Here is a 15,649-nt window from a genome sequence, read left to right as displayed (position 1 = left end):
AGCGCTGAACTTGATCTTCTCGCCCCTTGATATCGAAAATGCCGCTTACCGGGCCTTTCGCGCTATCTTTTGAAAGAGGGGCAAGCTGTGAGCGCAGATTGCCGATAAAAGCGTTCGCGGGGGTGTGGCCTTGTTCGACGAGGAAAAGTCCGAACCATCTACCGCCTTAACGATCTGCTTCCAGTTGGTCATTTGATCTACTCCAATGTGTAGCAGCACCTCGCTGCCCACACTGTATTGCGTCGTCTGACGCGGCAATCATCCAATTTATCGCCAGACATATCACCTCTTTGATGTTGACAGACTAACAGTCTTTGGAGGCATCCAGAAACGACACATTGCTCTCGGGTAAATACCCCGATGGCAAGAAACGACAAAAGACCGCGAAGCCCGCGACATCATCCGCACCAGCGGCACCGACATTCACACTGAGAAAGCCTCAAGAGGGTTTGCTCAAACTGCTACAGAGCAACGTCCCGAATGTGCTTGCCGCCGGGTCCAGTCGTGTAGGCAAATCGTGGCTCTACATGATCTATATCTTGCTGCTCTGCGAGGAATATCCGGGTAGCCGCCATGGCGTTTTCCGTCGCAATCGAAATGCCTGCGAACGTAACCTGTTCAAGCTGACGCTATTCCAAGCCATGAATGCCCTTGGGCTATCGGGCTATCTCAGCAAGAGCATCGACAAGTCTGCGCTGTCTGTGACGTTCCCCAACGGCTCTGTGATATCCTTTGGTGGCCTTGATGAACACAACCGAGATCGTGAACTGGGAAGTGAATATCAGTCAATATGGATGAACGAAGTCAGTGAGTTCGAATATCAGGACGTAGAGTTCCTTAGAGGTCGTCTCTATGGCGAGATACCCCACAAAACCACCGGCATACCACTCAAGCATCGTATGCTCTTCGACTGTAACCCAGACACGTTTGATGACTGGGATTACAAGCTGTTCGTGCTGGGCATTCATCCACTCACGAAGGCACCATTACAGCACCCTGAGGATTATGCCTATCATCAGATGATCACTGACGATCAGGAGTATATCAGACGCAACGCTGACCAGTCGCCGGAATGGAAAGAACGCTTCATTTATGCCAATTGGCAATCCAGCAATCCCAACGCCCTGTTCCCGAAGAAGCATATCAACGATAACCGCTTTTATGGCGATCTATCGGAACTGCGCTTCAAGCATGTTGTGGTCGGTGTTGACCCTGCCGTGACCGCGCATGAGAATAGCGACTACACGGGCATCGTGGTCGCAGGCATCACCTTTGATGGCCATGCTTATGTTTTGGCCGATCGATCAGTCCGTAAGCATGATTGGGAACAGGACGTGCTTCAAGCCTATGATGATTTCGAAGCGGACGAGATTGTTGCCGAACGAAACAACGGCGGTGATTTGGTCAAGAAGGTCATCTACCAAGCGCGCAACAATGTGAGTGTTAATCCTGTCTGGGCATCCCGTAGCAAACAGATGCGCGCCAAGCCGATTGCTGACAAATATCGTGAGGGCCGTGTCCATCACGTTGGAGGCGAAATGAGTGAACTGGAAACCCAGATGTGCGCTTTCGACCCTGAGAAGAAAGATCGTTCCCCTGACCGCCTTGATGCTGCGGTGTGGGCGCTCTGGCGGCTCTTCCAAATCGGCAACACCTCTGGTCCTGTGACCTACACGAGTGTGCCTCAACAAGGGTACTATCGCTGACCAGATAATCACCTGAACGGTTGATTTCCATTCCATAAGACGCATTGTTTTCTTGTGCCAATTAGTCACAGGAGACAGGCACATTATGAAATATCTCAATCTCATCCGCGAAAAAGACCTTCAACAGCTTGTCATAAATCGACAAGCGCAGCGCCCGGTCCAAGGGACTGCCAAAGAGATCAAATTCATGCCGGTGGTGAAACTCCATATCCCCTACACTCATTGCCTCTGGTTACTCAGTGAACTGGACGAGGACTTTATTGCGTTCGGGCTTTGCCAAATACATTGCGCGGAACTCGGTTCGGTCTGGTTAGATGAACTTCTCGACCTAGATATAGACGGGTTGAAGGTCGTCCAGGACACCACATTCCAACCGACAATGACAATCGGCGATTATGCAAGATGGCAAATCGGAACGGTGGATTGCTTCTGCTGTAACGAGAAAGAGCCAGTGGACCCTACGCTGATCCACTGGCTCCCTACTAGGAGTGGCCTAAGCTCTTTGGCCACATCTACTTATCAGTTCCACTGATACGCTTTCCTACGCCTACGAGTAGCCCCACATACTCATCGGTAAATACCTGAACAACAATTTCAGGTGCCGCATGACAGAACAAAACATACAGAGCGACAGGCTCAGTCGCCACGCTCCACAAGTTAAGAAGGTCCGAGATTTCGTAGCCGGTGAAAATGCCGTTAAAGCCGCTCTCGACCTCTACATGCCTGTTCCCAGTGTCGGCATGGACCCAAGGGGTCAGCCCTTCAAGAACTTCCTACGCAGGACATCTTTCTTCCCTGCCGCTGCTCGCGTTTTTAGACGGATGCTTGAGCCTCGTGTTCCAAGAAGACCCCGTGCTGGTAAGCCCAACAGTCAGCGTCATCAAGGATAGCATCACCTATGATATGGAGAGCATCGAACTGTACAGTGAGAAGCTGATCAGCGAGACGCTTCAAACCAACTACACAATGATCGGCGTTGATGCTCCATCGGAAGCAGACAAGCCAGCGAACCTCAACGGAGCGAACGCTATTGATCTTGGCTATCACCCCTTCTTGGTTCTCTATCCCTTCGAAGCCATCTTAGATCATCGCGTCGGTCGTGTGGGTGGCAAGCAGGTATTCAACTACATGAAACTCAGTGACGGTGAGAACGCCTATCGTGAGTTACAATTGCTCAACGGCATCTACACCGTTACGATCTACGAGCGTGAAGATGGCAAGGGTGAATACAAGGTCCGCACTGTCGTTCCAACCCGTGATGGCAAGCCACTGGACTTCATCCCATTCAAACTGGTGACGACCAAGAAGAAGGATCGCTGGCCCTCTAAATCGCTGCTCGATGACGTGGTGAACGTCAACTGTAACCACTACATTCTAGAGGGCGATCATGCGTCTGCGCTCTTCAATTGCGCCGGTCCACAAAAGGTCGTCGTTAATCCCGCTCAGAGGAAGGACGAAGAAGGCAATCCAATCCCGAACATCTATCCAGCGGGTTCAGATCATATCTGGGAAATTCATGGCGCAGGTGGTGAAGGTCAGCAAGCCGGTGTCCACTTCCTCGAATTCTCAGGCACCAGCGTCGTGGCTATCCGTGAGCAGTTAAAGGAACTCAAGAGCCAGATGTCGGCACTTGGTTCCCGCATTCTACAGGACGAGAAGGCAGCACCAGAAGCCGCAGAAGCATTGGCTATCCGTCGCACCTCCGAAAACGCGGCAATTGTCACTCTCACCAATTCGGTCGCAAAGGACATGGAAGAAGTCCTGCGCTGGCTGTCGTGGTGGATGGGCGCAGCATCAAAGAATGATCCCGAAACCCGCTTTACCCTGAATGTCGATCTCGTCCCGGCGAAGCTGACGCCTCAGGAAGTTACCGAAATTCGTAACTTGAAGGCTGCTGGCCTCTACACCGAGAAGGAGGCTTTCTATGCCCTTCGCGCTGGTGGCTGGCAGGATGATACGCTCAAGTGGGAAGCCCATAAGGCAGAGATCGACGCAGAAGTCATCGACCTACCTCTAGCCCTGCCATCGACATCCGACACCGGGGCTGAATAATGTCTGTGAATGAGCGGCTACAAGATGCCGCAATTCGCCATGCCGTTGACGCCCAGCGTTATAGCCGTGGGCTTGCTGCCGATATCGTGGCCCTGCTCAATAGCGCCGATCAGGATTTGCTCGATAAACTGGCCGTCCGCCTCGTGCGAATTGCCGAACGCGGCTTCGATACTGGCCCTGCGACGACCAAGCGCATCAAAGAAATGCTGGCCGATCTGCGCGTCATAAACAGCGCGGTTTACAAGAAGGTCGCAAATACCTTGACCGACGAGCTGGTCGAGTTTGCGATCGTTGAAGCTGACTTTCAGGCATCGACCCTCACCAAAGCGCTACCCATCGAGATAGCCGCAACGGTCCCTGCCCCTGCCCTGCTGCGCTCCCTTGTTACGACCTCCCCCATGGAAGGCCATCTGCTCAAGAGTTGGACAGACGGCATGGAAGCGGGCCGCATTACACGCATCGAAGCCGAAATTCGCACAGGCATGGTCGCTGGTGAAGGCACCGACGCCATAGTGCGGCGCGTCAGGGGAACCAAGGCCAACGGTTATCGTGACGGCATCCTAGATATTAGCCGCCGTTCTGCTCAATCCATTGTGCGAACCGCAACTGCGCACGTAAGCAACGTGGCGGCTCAATCCACATGGGCGGCAAATTCCAACGTGGTCCGTGGGTGGCAGTTTTTGGCCACATTTGACAGCCGCACGACGATTACCTGTGCGGCATTGTCAGGCCAGGTCTTTCCCATTGGCGAAGGCCCAATGCCCCCACGGCATATCGGATGCCGATCTCATTCCCTCCCTGTCACCAAGTCCTACCGCGAAATGGGCTTAGACCTCGATGACGTGCCGCCCGGTGATCGTGCGAGCATAGACGGCAGGATCGCTGGTGATCTGCGCTTTGATGATTGGCTCACAAAGAAGGGAGCCGCGACACAGGACGACATTCTTGGTCCAGTCCGCGCTCAGATGTTCCGTGATGGCAAATTGAAACTGCCTGACCTGATCCGTGATGACGGGACTGTCCTGTCACTCGCGCAGCTACGCAAAACGCCTCTCCCTCGACTGACAGCGGTAAATAGAAGGCAACGGTTGGGCCGTTGCGAACACGCGGCAGGGCCGCACCCCTAAACAGGCTGGGCCTGAGAGGAATTATATGACCACTGAAACAACCACCGAAACCTCGTCCGAGGACACATCGGGTCTCAAAAAGAATAATGCTGAACTCAAGCGTGAACGCGATGAGTGGAAGCGCAAAGCCGAAGCTGCTGAACGCGAAAAGACGGAAGCCGAAGAGAACGCAGCTAATGCTAACATGGACGAAGTAACCCGTCTCAAGAGCCAAATCACAAAGCTAACTGGTGATCTAGAAAAGGCCAACGGCAAAGCCGCTGATGCCACCAAGTCCTTTCATTCATACAAAGCTGAAACGGAAATCGCAAAGCTGCTGATCGCACATAAGGTCCAGCCTGATGATGCTCCGATGGTATCTGCCTACATCAAGAGCATGATGGCTCTAGATGCCGATGGTCAGATGACCATTCAAGACCAATCCCCGGATGACTTTGGTAAAGCCTACTTTGCTGGCGCAGGCAAGCGCTACACCAGCGCACCAGACAACAGCGGCGGTGGCTCTACTGGCTTTGACGGCACAACGGCAAGCAAGTGGACGAAGGCACCACAGACACCCGCAGAGTTTGATGAGTTTGATGCTTTGCCCGACGCAGAGCGCAACGCAATTGCTGATAAGATCAACCGTCCAGACCTCCGCGTCTAAGGGCGTCCAGAGAAGGTCCACACAACCACATTGGTAAATATCCGGGAGAGCCAGAAACGCTCTCCCGGCTCTTCGTAACGGGCCGTGAAAACAGTCCGTAAGGAGAGAAAAGAATATGACAATCACGAACACCACAATTGCTGGTCTAGCTGGTTCGGAACGCAAGATGGACGTTCGCGTCTCGGTCATTGCTCAGGAAACCAATGAGCTAGTTCAGTCCGGCTTGACCGCTACCAGCGCAGAAGTTCAGGCGCTTGCCAACGGCGGACCTCGCAAGGTCACGCTTGACTATCTCAAGCCAATTTCCGGTGAAGCATTCAACGTCACCACCGACAATATCAATCAGGAAGGCGACGTTGGTTCGATTGAGGGCAGCACCTACAACGCAATGCGCCTTGATCTCAACTATGCGCTGGCGACCACTGACCTGACCCAGATTGTCACTCAGTATGGTAAGCAGGGCGATCTGGCTACTGCGCTGGCCGGTCATCGTAATGCGATCACCAAGTCCCTGTTCTTCTCTACCCTAGTCGGCGCTCGTGCTGCTCTTGCTGCCAATACAGCAATCACGCACACTGTTGCTACCGATTGGGACATGGCAGCGATCTATGACGCAATCGCAACTGGCGAAGAGTGGTCCTCGCTGTTCAACGTCATGGCAGTAAGCCACGGTCGATATGCGAAGCTACAGGCTAAGAATGATGGCTTTGTTGCGCCTTCGGACGTCAACACCCGCTTTGCCACTTATCAGGGCTTCACCTTGCTCAAGACCAACAAGCTGACCGACGACGAAGTGATCGTTGGTCGCACCGGCTCTGTTGGCTACGGAGAAGGCACTGCCCAGCAGGCTTTTGAAATCGAGCGCAAGGCGAACGGCGCGAACGGCGGTGGTGGTGATATCCTTCACTCCCGCTTCTCGCGCACGATCTTCCCTCAGGGCATGTCCTACGAAGGCGGTATCCCAACTTCTGCTGCTCAGGTTAAGACTGTCCTCGAAGCAGCCGCAAGCTGGGAACAGGTTGCTCCTGACGCACAGTTTGGTTTTCGCTTCCTGACTTTCACCGGCGCTTAATAGCCCACAACAGGACGGCCCTAGCGCTCTGCGCTGGGGCTTTCCCATGAGCGGTAAATACCTCGCAAACAGACGCGAGGTATCCAATGGCCATTACCCTTTTACAGATTAACGTGGTCCTAGCCGCTCGTGGCAAAGACGCCGTTGAGGCATCGCAGCTTCACGAAGCCTTGGACTATGCCCTTGGCGTCTATGGCATCCCGTCAACGATCCTGAACGCCGACGAGCCATCAGAACGCCTGATCCTTGGTATTGCGCTACTCGCCGCACAGGCACCCTTCCCTATCGCCGTGACCGCCGCGCTGATCAGCAGCGAGATTAAAGCCGCGTCCGGCGCAAGCGTGAAGAAGGAATTTGCCGACACCCCTGCTGATCCATACCCCGTAATATCCGGCCTTTTAGCGCCATTCAGCGCAACCGCGCAGCCAAGGGGCATCTCGTTCGGAATTAGCAGCCGATGAGCGTTTATTCGGATTTGAGGGCCGCTGTAGGGCCGGGTAGCGAGATTGAGGCGACCTTTGGCGTCCCTGCGATCCTGACGCGCACGACTGGCGGCATCAAAGACCCCGATACCGGCAAGGTGTCGAGCAAGACGGTCACTCCACATAATGTGAATGTCGCCAAGCGCACCGTGAAGATCACCGTTGAGGGTGGCGGCAAAGCGGAAGCAACCGCGTTCGATATGTGGTTCGAACCACTGCCCGGTGATGTCATCACGCTTGCGGGCAAATCATATCGCGTTGGATCGGTCGAAGCCGACGAACCTGATGGCATCCCGATTGGCTGGATCGCGATAGTGGGGTCAGGCTCATGAAAATAGATTTCAGTGATTTGAAGAGGAACATCGCAACAGATGTGGCCCTAACTGAGCAACAGCTTCTCGACTACGCTCAGAAAACGACATTTGACGTTCAACGCGACCTCATTCTGGCCACCCCAGTCAAAGATGGCACTGCTCGACGTGGATGGCACGCAACTGCGCCAGCAAAGCCATTTGAGGAAGGTGTCGTGGAAAATCAGGTCGCCTACATTGGCAAGCTAAACGATGGCTCCTCCTCTCAAGCCCCGGCCAACTTCGTGGAGAATGTGGTCGAACGATACTCAAGCAATGGGGGCGCATGATGCTCAGTCAGGATAGAATAGCACTTAACAGGAAGATGCGCCTATCACTCGCGGCATCGGCACCTGACCTTTCATTCTACATCGCAGACGACGACTACGAGATTGACGAGAACGCCTTGTCAGCAGTTTTCGCATTCAATCCAGATGCCTCAACGCTTCTCACTGTGAGCAGTAGCAATGTCTGGCAGCAGGTGGGCATCGCCACACTACAGATCAATCAGCCCAAGAGCCTCGTCATTCAGGCAGACGAATTGAACGCATGGGACATCGCTGATCTAGGCATGACCGCGTTCAAGGGCTGGCGTAGCGATGACTTCAAAACGGAGGTTCACAAGTTCAACGTCCAGCGCGTTCCAGATGACAAGTATCTGCGAATTAATCTGCTGATCTACTGGCGCTCCAAGCGCGCTTCATAAAGGCGTCCAAAACGCCTCTCGGCACTGCTCTCGGTAAATATCAGCACGAGGCACACAGCCTCCTGTGTTTCAATTGATATGGAGAGATGTAGATGCCTTTCATCAGTTCGTCGGACGTAAAAGTCACCCTAATTCCCGAAGATACATTCGGCGTTCTGGCCACAACCGGCCCACGCTATGATATTCCCCGCAAAGCTGGCGATAGCCTACCTGTCAAAGACGGTGGCAATGTCGAGAGCGACACGATCAAGCCAGGTCGCAACGCGAATGGTTCGCGTCGTGGCAATCAGTCCGTAAGCGGCTCCCTCGAATTCAACGCTATCTGCGCTCCCTTCATGGACTTCCTCATGGAAGGCGCAGTCAGCGGCAAGTATGCTGGCAACGTATTGAAGGCCGGTCAGACCGATAGTTCCTTCTCGCACATCAGCCAACTGACCAACAATGAATTCAAGGTCAGCACCGGTTGCGTTCCAACCAACTTCACCCTAACCGCAACAGCAGCCGAAGCCGTAACCCTGAGTTTCGATTTCAGCGGCGCAAAGCAGGTTGACGAAAGCGCAATCACTGGCACCCACACCGCAACCCCGGTTGACGATGCTGCCTATGAATTCCTTGGTCACGAAGTCCTGAATGTCACCGTCGGTGGATCGACCGCATTGAAGTTCACTGAACTGGAATTGTCGGTTGAGCAGTCCCGCACTCCACGCAATGTGTTGTCCAGCGACGCTCCTGTGGGCTTTGCGGCTTCCGGCGCTCGTGCCGTAACCTACAATCTGACCTTCTACCGCGAAACCGGCGTTGATTATGCGGCACTCTTCACTGGCGACAAGCAGGAGTTCTCGTTTGATCTAGGTATCGCAGGCTATGGTCGCAGGTTCACCGTTTACGGTCAGGCTTCCATTCCAGAAGACGTGACCGAAGATGACATGCTGATTAGCGTTGTGGTCACCGGTGCCTACGACAGCACCGAAGGCACAGCCCTCGTTATCGAGAAGCTGGTATAACTCTGTAGTTCTCCTTCATCAACGACAGAGCAGTTGGGCAGGCTGGAAACGGTCTGCCCAACACCATGATTTACCCTCCTATTTATTGGCTAAATAGTGGCGATGACTAGAAGGAGAACACAATAATGGTCAATTTCGTTACCCCAAGCCGTTACGATCAGACACTCGCCGATAAGGGCGTCAGTGTAGCGATTGATGAGAACGGCGTCTATTACGGCACCTTCGATGTGAAGTGCTATGATCCCTACAGCCCATTCTTCAAGGTCGCCCGTGAACGCTATCAGCGCACCCACAAGGCGACGATCAAGCTGCTCAAGACGGATCAGGAAAAGGTCATTCATCAGTTTGTTCATCTGGCCATGTTTGGCTGGAAGGACATCAATGATGAGAACGGCCCTGTAGCTTTCAATAAGGACGTTGCGTTTGAATTCCTGACCCAGACTGAAATCGGCTTGTTCGTATTCAGTGAGCTTGTTTCACAGGCCAGCGATATCGACAACTTCAAGGCAGAAGAGGAACTGGTCGATGCTCCTGATGAGGACGACGCAGTTGATCCTATGATTGACGCAGGCGATATCGCAAAAAACTAACTGAGTTCCTGAGGTGGTATCAGGTTAAAGGCGGCGCACAACTTCTCAAAGATGTGGCCGCCAACCCCTCCGACGAGAGGCTTATTGAATTGCTCTCGTCCTCGCCTCGTCAGGAACATGACTTCTACTATGATGCTTTCTGGGAATTGAGTTCTGAACGGCATGACGGGATGAGCGCAAGACCCATCCCTGTGAGCAAGATCGAAGCCTACTCAGAAAAGCCAGTTCTGCGACTAACTCTGCGCGAGCAATGGGCATTCAAACGCATCATCAGGGAACTCGACAACGCCTATCTGACTATCGAAGCGGAGCGCGCAAAAGCCAGCACCAAGGGTGCGAAGAAGGGCGGTAAATAATCACTATAAGGCGCTGATTGGTGGGGTTATGGTGTGGAGACTGCGAGAACAATTCGAGTGAGCATAGACAGCTCTGGCGCAAAGGCCGGGGCTGATCGTATCAACAAGGCTCTCAACGATATTGTGGGTTCAGCGTCCAAGGCTGAAAAGCAGGCTCGTGTCACTCAAGACAGCATCAATGGCGTCGGCTCTGCCTCTTCTAGTGCGTCGGGCAAAGGCAAGAAGTTCACCACATTCCTAGATGGTGCGACCGTTCACGGCAAAGGTCTTGCAGGCATCCTTGAACAGAATGCTGGTCTGCTGGGCAAAGTCGGATCAGCAGCCAACGACAGCGCTGGTAAGGTCGGCATGTTCACGCAAGCCGGGCGCGCGCTCATGTCGTTGGGCCTTCCCGGTATCATCGGTGGTATCACGGTCGCATTCTTGGCCGCTGGCGCTGCTGGTATTTCAGCCGCTGCTCAGGTCGAGAAGTTCCAAGCCAATCTGCTCACGATGGTCAAATCCACGACGCTGATGAAAAGCGCGTGGGCGGGGCTGGTCAGCTTCGCCAATAAAACCCCCTTCTCTTTGAGCCAGTCCGTTGACGGCTTCACCAAGCTACGCGCACTCGGTCTAGCCACGTCCGAAGCGATCATGATGTCCTACGGCAACACCGCTGCCGCAATGGGCAAGAATATGAGCCAGATGATCGAAGCCGTCGCGGATGCCGTGACCGGCGAATTCGAGCGTTTGAAGGAGTTTGGCATCAAGGCCAAGCAAGAGGGCGATAAGGTCGCCTTCACCTTCCAAGGCGTCACCACAACAGTCGGCAAGAACGCGACCGCAATTCAGAAATACCTCGTCGGCATCGGAGCTACCAATTTCGGCGGCGCAATGGCCCGTCAAATGGACACCCTCAACGGCGCTTTTGCGAACTTGGAAGACAAGTTCTTCCTGCTCATGGCGACCCTTGGTGACGGCATGTTTGGCCAGACCGTCAAGGAAATGACAAACGCCCTCGCAGAAGGCATCGGCGCGGTGACGCCGCTGGTGTCGGGCCTGATGGATATCTTCGGTGGCCTGCTAAACGGCATCTGGGAAGTCGGCAAAGGCGTAGCCCAGCTATTCACGGTCCAGTTCGGCGGCGCAGAAGGGGCAACCACGCTTCTTCAAAAGCTGGCCGTTGCGGGCAGCTATATCGGCACGGTGTTTTCCATCACTGGCAAGGTCGTTGGTTCGGTCCTCGGCTATATCGGCCAGACAGCCAGCTTCGTCGTAAATCTGATCCAGAAGGGCTTTGCTGCTCTCTTTGGTTGGATGATGCCGAGCTTTGGTGAAGCTGGCCAGTCCGCAGGTCAGGCGCTCGTGGGTATCCTGCGCGCAGGCGAGTTCATCGCCAACCAACTGCCCAACGTGTTCGCCGTCGCATTGGCTGAAATCAAGGCCATGTTCTCGCAAACCGGCGCTGCCATTGCCAAAGCGATGACCGGAGACTTCACGGGCTTCGACAATATCGACCTGTCATTCAAGCGCACCAGGAAGGTCGCCGGGGCTGTCTGGGATGGCGCTGGAAAAATCTACGGTGACAAGAAGGGCAATCAGAAGTGGATCGACCAAGCATCAGGCATCGGCGCTGCTGGCAACATCGACTTCGCGGCACTGGGCGATGGCAAAAAGACTGCTGATAAGGGTAAAAGCAATAGCGATGCTGCCGACAAGGCCAAGCAACAAGAAGAGTTCTGGAAGGGACTAGAGCAGGAATTAGCCCTCTCGAAGCTCAATACGCAGGAGCGTGAAAAGCAAGCGAAGGTCTTTGAATATCAGAAGCTCGTTGGCCGTGACATCACCACTGATGAGAAATCCCGTCTCTCGACATTACTTGACCAGACCAAAGCCAACACATTCATTCAGACCGCGCAGGAAGAGCATCGCAAAGCCATGCTCGACCTTGGCGTTGAGCAGGCACTTCATCAGAGCAAATTGAAGGGAATGACCGACGAGCAGCTTGCCGTCGAGAAAGCTGGCTTGGAGTTCAAAGCCGGTATCCTGAAAGATAATCTCGTCATTGATGACGCGACCCTTGCCACGTTGATGGATCGCGTTCGCGCTCGTGCGGCTGAAACCGCAGAATTGGCCAAGCAGGGTAAGATGCTCGACACGGCCAAGTCGCTCGCTGAAAAATACAGCAAGACATTCAACAGCGATCAGTTGGCCAAGACACAAGCGTTCCAGAACGCGGCGCTCGATTACGCTGTTTCCACTGGTCAGATGTCAGCCAAGGTCCGCGACGAGATTTTACAGGGCATTGCGGACGCCGCGTCCAAGGGCGCTGATGTCATGCGTGACCATTGGGGTCAGACGATATCTGACCTTGGCGATGAGATCGGCGGCAAGTGGGGCACAGCGTTCGGCAAAATAGGCCAGGCCATTCAGGATATGGTCGCAGCCGCGAATGGCGACTTCTCTAGGGGAGGCGTTATTGGTGGCATCGCAAATCTGCTCGGCAAGACAGTCGGCGCAGATGGCAAGATCACCAATAACGCTTTCGGCTCTGCGGTTCAGGGTGGCGCGTCCAATTTCAACGATCAGCTATTCGGTAACAGCAGCAAGGGCATCAAGTCGGTATTCAGCGATCCGCTGAAATCCCTCTCCACATCTTTTGGCTCGTTCAAGGATGCGTTCGACCCGGCAAAGGGCGGCGGCTTCGTAAAGGGCATCGGCAGCGCGGTCGGCGGGGCAATGGCTGGCGCGCAAATGGGTAGCCAGATTGCTGGTGTCGGCAAAATGCTTTGGGGCAAGTTCAGCACCACAGGGTCGCAGATCGGTGGCGCACTGGGTAGCTTTGGTGGTCCAATCGGATCGGCCATCGGCTCCCTACTCGGCGGCACAATCGGCGGCCTGCTGAAAAAGACCAAATACGGCACAGCCAGCATCGGCCAGCTTGCCGGTGGCGAACTTGGTGTGAGCAGCCTCAAGGGCAACAGCACATCAAGGAAGGATAATGCCAGCGGCGCAGCCGGTTCGGTCATCAGCGGCCTACAGAGCATCGCAGCAGAATTGGGCGCGACACTCACCGGTTCCCCTTCTGTGTCGATCGGCATGTATAAGAAGGACTGGCGCGTCAGTGACACAGGACGAACCGGCAAGCTCAAAGGCAAATATAGCGATGTAACGGACTTTGGCGACGACGCAGAGGCGGCAATCGCATACGCCATTCAGGTCGCCCTACAGGACGGTATCCTGACCGGCATCAGTGAATTCTCGAAGATGGTCATCAGCGCCAACGGCGACGAGCAAGCGTTGAGCCTCGCAAAGTCCTATGAGAGCATTCTTGACGCACTGGCGAAGTTCAACAATCCGATCAAGGGCGCAGTCGATGAAGCTGTCAAAGACATCGACACTCTGACTGAGCAGATGAAAGCCGCAGGTGCTTCGGCGGCAGACTTGGCGAATGTCGAGCAGTATCGCAGCATCAAGCTGAAAGAGATACTGGACGACCAGCTAACCGGCTTCAATGACACCCTCAAGCTATTGAAGGGTGAAGGCGCAGGCAAGTCGGCTCTGGCTCTCTTGAATGAGGATATGGGCGAACTGGATAAGTTCCGTCAGACGCTCGCAAAGGGTGGAACAGTCGATACCAATGAGTTCAACACACTCGTTCAAGACATTCTGGGGCAAGCAGGCGACATCTACGGCAAGCAGACTTCTGCTTATCAGGGCATCGTTGGTGATCTGACCGCACTGACTGAAAGCGCAATCGGCAACGTAACCGGCGAGTTCAACAAAGCCAGTGGCGCAGAAGGCACCACGGCAGCGGTCGAGACACAGACAGCAGCAATCGAAACCCAGACACAGGCGATCAACACGAGCAACCAGTATCTAGAGATCATCGCAAATGCGCTGACTGGTAGCCGTCAAATCACCCAGACCTTAACCGGACAAAACGGCGTCCTGCTTAATGCGAACTGACGTAAATAAAACATAACAGGAGAACCCAATGTCAGTCCAGAATACAGATCACGCGCTGTTCGCTTTACAGGAGTATCGCAAAGCCATCGCAACCAATCCCGGCGTTCTCGCACTCAATGATGGTGCGGGTCATATGTACGCCTCCGGTAGCGGCCGCATTGTCGGTCGGATGTAGCCGGCGCATTGCGCGGGCATGGATGAGATAATCAGCGATGTGTTTCCGGGCGTTCGTCGCCTGGATGTATTGGAGACGGGCCGGCGTAGGCGTTGGACCGATGACGCAAAGCAACGGATCGTAGAGGAGGCGTTTCAGCGCGGCGTTTCAGTTTTGACGGTAGCGCGGCGCCATGATGTTGATCCATCCCAGATCTATGATTGGCGCAGACGGCTATTTCCGCAGATTTCCAGAGGGATATCCGGCTTTGCGCCGGTGGTTGTGACCCCTGATTGCCCAGTTCCGTCGTCACGCGGCCAGATGGAGATTGTTTGCGGCAATGGCCGCCGGATCATCGTCGACCGCGACGTCGATGTCGCCGCGCTGCTTCGGGTGCTGGCGGGGGCTTGAAGGATGATCCCCGTGCCGAGCGATGCGAAGATCTGGATCGCGCTGGGTCACACAGACATGCGACGTGGCATGCGCGGTCTGGCGCTGCAGGTTCAGGAAAGTCTGAAGCGTGATCCTCATCAAGGGGGATCTGTACATTTTTCCGGGGGGCGCAGCGGATCATTGATCAAGATTTTTGTGGCACGACGATTTTCGGCATGTCGTTTATATGCAAAACGGCTCGAGAAGGGGGCGTTTTTTGTTTGGCCTTCTGCGAAGGACGGTACGGTGCCGATTTCGGCCTCGGCACTGGCCTGCCTGCTAGAGGGCATTGACTGGCGCAACCCGCAGAAAGCCTGGCGTCCGAGCAAAGTTGGGTAGCATTTTTCTGGCGATTTTCCTTCGGGCTCAGGGCCGATTCTGCTAGGGATTCCGGCGATGGAGACGCTCTCGGCCCGCGATATGCAAGACCTGCGCGAGGCCGTTGCCCGCGCGGATCTGCGCGCCGTCGAGGCAGAGGCCAATGCCGCCCGCGTCCTGGCAATCAACGCTGATCTGATCGCCCGCAACGCCCATCTTGAGCTGCAAAACGAGAAGATGCGTCGCGCGCTGCACGGACCATCTTCGGAGCGTTCGCGCCGCCTGATCGACCAGATGGAACTCGAGTTCGAAGAGCTAGAGGCCACTGCAACCGAAGATGAGATCGCTGCGCAGCAGGCGCTGCAAAAAAAAACGACCACTGTCGAAGCCTTCACACGCAAGCGTCAAAACGCGCCGGGAGTTTCCGCCAGGTCTTCCCGTCGAGCGGGTCGTTATTCCCGCCGAGAAGAACTGTCCTTGCTGCGGTTCGGATAACCTGAGCAAGCTTGGCGAGAGCGTCATTCGTGCGCTTGAGACTGTGCCTGCCCAGCACAAGATCATCGAGACCGTGCGCGAGCGCTTTTCCTGCAGATCGTGCCAGACCATCACGCAGCCGCCAGCGCCGTTTCACGTCACGCCGCGCGCCATGTTTGGCCCGCATTTCCTCGCATGCCTTGCGTTCAACAAGTTCGGGCTGCACCAGCCA

At 54.8% G+C, this 15,649-nt stretch carries 18 protein-coding genes; all 18 read left to right on the top strand.

Going from position 1 to position 15,649, the window contains the following annotated elements; genetic code table 11:
* Window positions 1–527: 527 nt before the first annotated feature.
* Window positions 528–1,706, top strand: a complete 1,179-nt coding sequence (locus BF95_RS22125; protein ID WP_161774390.1) for a phage terminase large subunit — start codon at window positions 528–530, stop codon at window positions 1,704–1,706.
* 85 nt (window positions 1,707–1,791) lie between these two features.
* Window positions 1,792–2,238 carry a DUF2958 domain-containing protein gene (locus BF95_RS22120; protein ID WP_051520182.1) on the top strand — a complete coding sequence of 149 codons (447 nt, stop codon included), beginning with the start codon at window positions 1,792–1,794 and terminating at the stop codon, window positions 2,236–2,238.
* A 302-nt stretch (window positions 2,239–2,540) separates the two neighbouring features.
* Window positions 2,541–3,758 carry a DUF4055 domain-containing protein gene (locus tag BF95_RS22115; RefSeq protein WP_235209938.1) on the top strand — a complete coding sequence of 406 codons (1,218 nt, stop codon included), beginning with the start codon at window positions 2,541–2,543 and terminating at the stop codon, window positions 3,756–3,758.
* Complete coding sequence (locus BF95_RS22110; protein WP_081764260.1) at window positions 3,758–4,885, top strand: minor capsid protein; 1,128 nt, start codon at window positions 3,758–3,760, stop codon at window positions 4,883–4,885. The genes BF95_RS22115 and BF95_RS22110 overlap by 1 nt, the downstream gene beginning before the upstream one ends.
* Before the next feature lie 25 nt (window positions 4,886–4,910).
* Window positions 4,911–5,531 (top strand): hypothetical protein, encoded by a 621-nt coding sequence (locus tag BF95_RS22105; protein WP_043154491.1) that lies wholly within the window; start codon window positions 4,911–4,913, stop codon window positions 5,529–5,531.
* Window positions 5,532–5,646: 115 nt separating this feature from the next.
* Window positions 5,647–6,603 (top strand): hypothetical protein, encoded by a 957-nt coding sequence (locus BF95_RS22100; protein ID WP_152542885.1) that lies wholly within the window; start codon window positions 5,647–5,649, stop codon window positions 6,601–6,603.
* An 86-nt stretch (window positions 6,604–6,689) separates the two neighbouring features.
* The gene (locus BF95_RS22095; protein WP_043154488.1) at window positions 6,690–7,064 is read left to right on the top strand and encodes a hypothetical protein; all 375 of its coding nucleotides are present in this window, start codon (window positions 6,690–6,692) and stop codon (window positions 7,062–7,064) included.
* The gene (locus BF95_RS22090) at window positions 7,061–7,417 is read left to right on the top strand and encodes a hypothetical protein (RefSeq protein WP_043154486.1); all 357 of its coding nucleotides are present in this window, start codon (window positions 7,061–7,063) and stop codon (window positions 7,415–7,417) included. The genes BF95_RS22095 and BF95_RS22090 overlap by 4 nt, the downstream gene beginning before the upstream one ends.
* Window positions 7,414–7,725: a hypothetical protein gene (locus BF95_RS22085; protein ID WP_043154483.1), complete on the top strand. Its 312-nt coding sequence runs from the start codon at window positions 7,414–7,416 to the stop codon at window positions 7,723–7,725. The genes BF95_RS22090 and BF95_RS22085 overlap by 4 nt, the downstream gene beginning before the upstream one ends.
* Window positions 7,722–8,141 carry a hypothetical protein gene (locus BF95_RS22080; RefSeq protein WP_152542884.1) on the top strand — a complete coding sequence of 140 codons (420 nt, stop codon included), beginning with the start codon at window positions 7,722–7,724 and terminating at the stop codon, window positions 8,139–8,141. The genes BF95_RS22085 and BF95_RS22080 overlap by 4 nt, the downstream gene beginning before the upstream one ends.
* Before the next feature lie 92 nt (window positions 8,142–8,233).
* Entirely contained in the window at window positions 8,234–9,145 is a 912-nt protein-coding gene (locus BF95_RS22075; protein WP_043154478.1) for a phage tail tube protein, read from the top strand.
* A 125-nt stretch (window positions 9,146–9,270) separates the two neighbouring features.
* The gene (locus tag BF95_RS22070; protein WP_043154475.1) at window positions 9,271–9,735 is read left to right on the top strand and encodes a hypothetical protein; all 465 of its coding nucleotides are present in this window, start codon (window positions 9,271–9,273) and stop codon (window positions 9,733–9,735) included.
* Window positions 9,736–9,788: 53 nt separating this feature from the next.
* Window positions 9,789–10,091, top strand: a complete 303-nt coding sequence (locus BF95_RS29810; protein WP_043154474.1) for a phage tail assembly chaperone — start codon at window positions 9,789–9,791, stop codon at window positions 10,089–10,091.
* Window positions 10,092–10,148: 57 nt separating this feature from the next.
* The gene (locus BF95_RS22060) at window positions 10,149–14,039 is read left to right on the top strand and encodes a hypothetical protein (RefSeq protein WP_051520181.1); all 3,891 of its coding nucleotides are present in this window, start codon (window positions 10,149–10,151) and stop codon (window positions 14,037–14,039) included.
* Between the two features lie 193 nt (window positions 14,040–14,232).
* Window positions 14,233–14,604 carry an IS66-like element accessory protein TnpA gene (gene tnpA, locus BF95_RS26750; protein WP_081764259.1) on the top strand — a complete coding sequence of 124 codons (372 nt, stop codon included), beginning with the start codon at window positions 14,233–14,235 and terminating at the stop codon, window positions 14,602–14,604.
* 12 nt (window positions 14,605–14,616) lie between these two features.
* Window positions 14,617–14,964 (top strand): IS66 family insertion sequence element accessory protein TnpB, encoded by a 348-nt coding sequence (tnpB, locus tag BF95_RS26745; protein ID WP_200867038.1) that lies wholly within the window; start codon window positions 14,617–14,619, stop codon window positions 14,962–14,964.
* A 57-nt stretch (window positions 14,965–15,021) separates the two neighbouring features.
* On the top strand, window positions 15,022–15,438 hold the full coding sequence (locus tag BF95_RS31215; protein ID WP_051520180.1) for a hypothetical protein: 417 nt from the start codon (window positions 15,022–15,024) through the stop codon (window positions 15,436–15,438).
* The coding region (locus tag BF95_RS31210) for an IS66 family transposase zinc-finger binding domain-containing protein (RefSeq protein WP_443018412.1) at window positions 15,323–15,649 on the top strand (327 nt) is incomplete at its 3' end. The genes BF95_RS31215 and BF95_RS31210, both read left to right, overlap by 116 nt.

Origin of the sequence: Sphingobium sp. Ant17, assembly GCF_000588875.1 — a bacterium.
GTDB lineage: Bacteria > Pseudomonadota > Alphaproteobacteria > Sphingomonadales > Sphingomonadaceae > Sphingobium.
The sequence above is the reverse complement of the archived record's forward strand: the minus strand, read 5'-3'. Positions and strand labels throughout refer to the sequence as shown.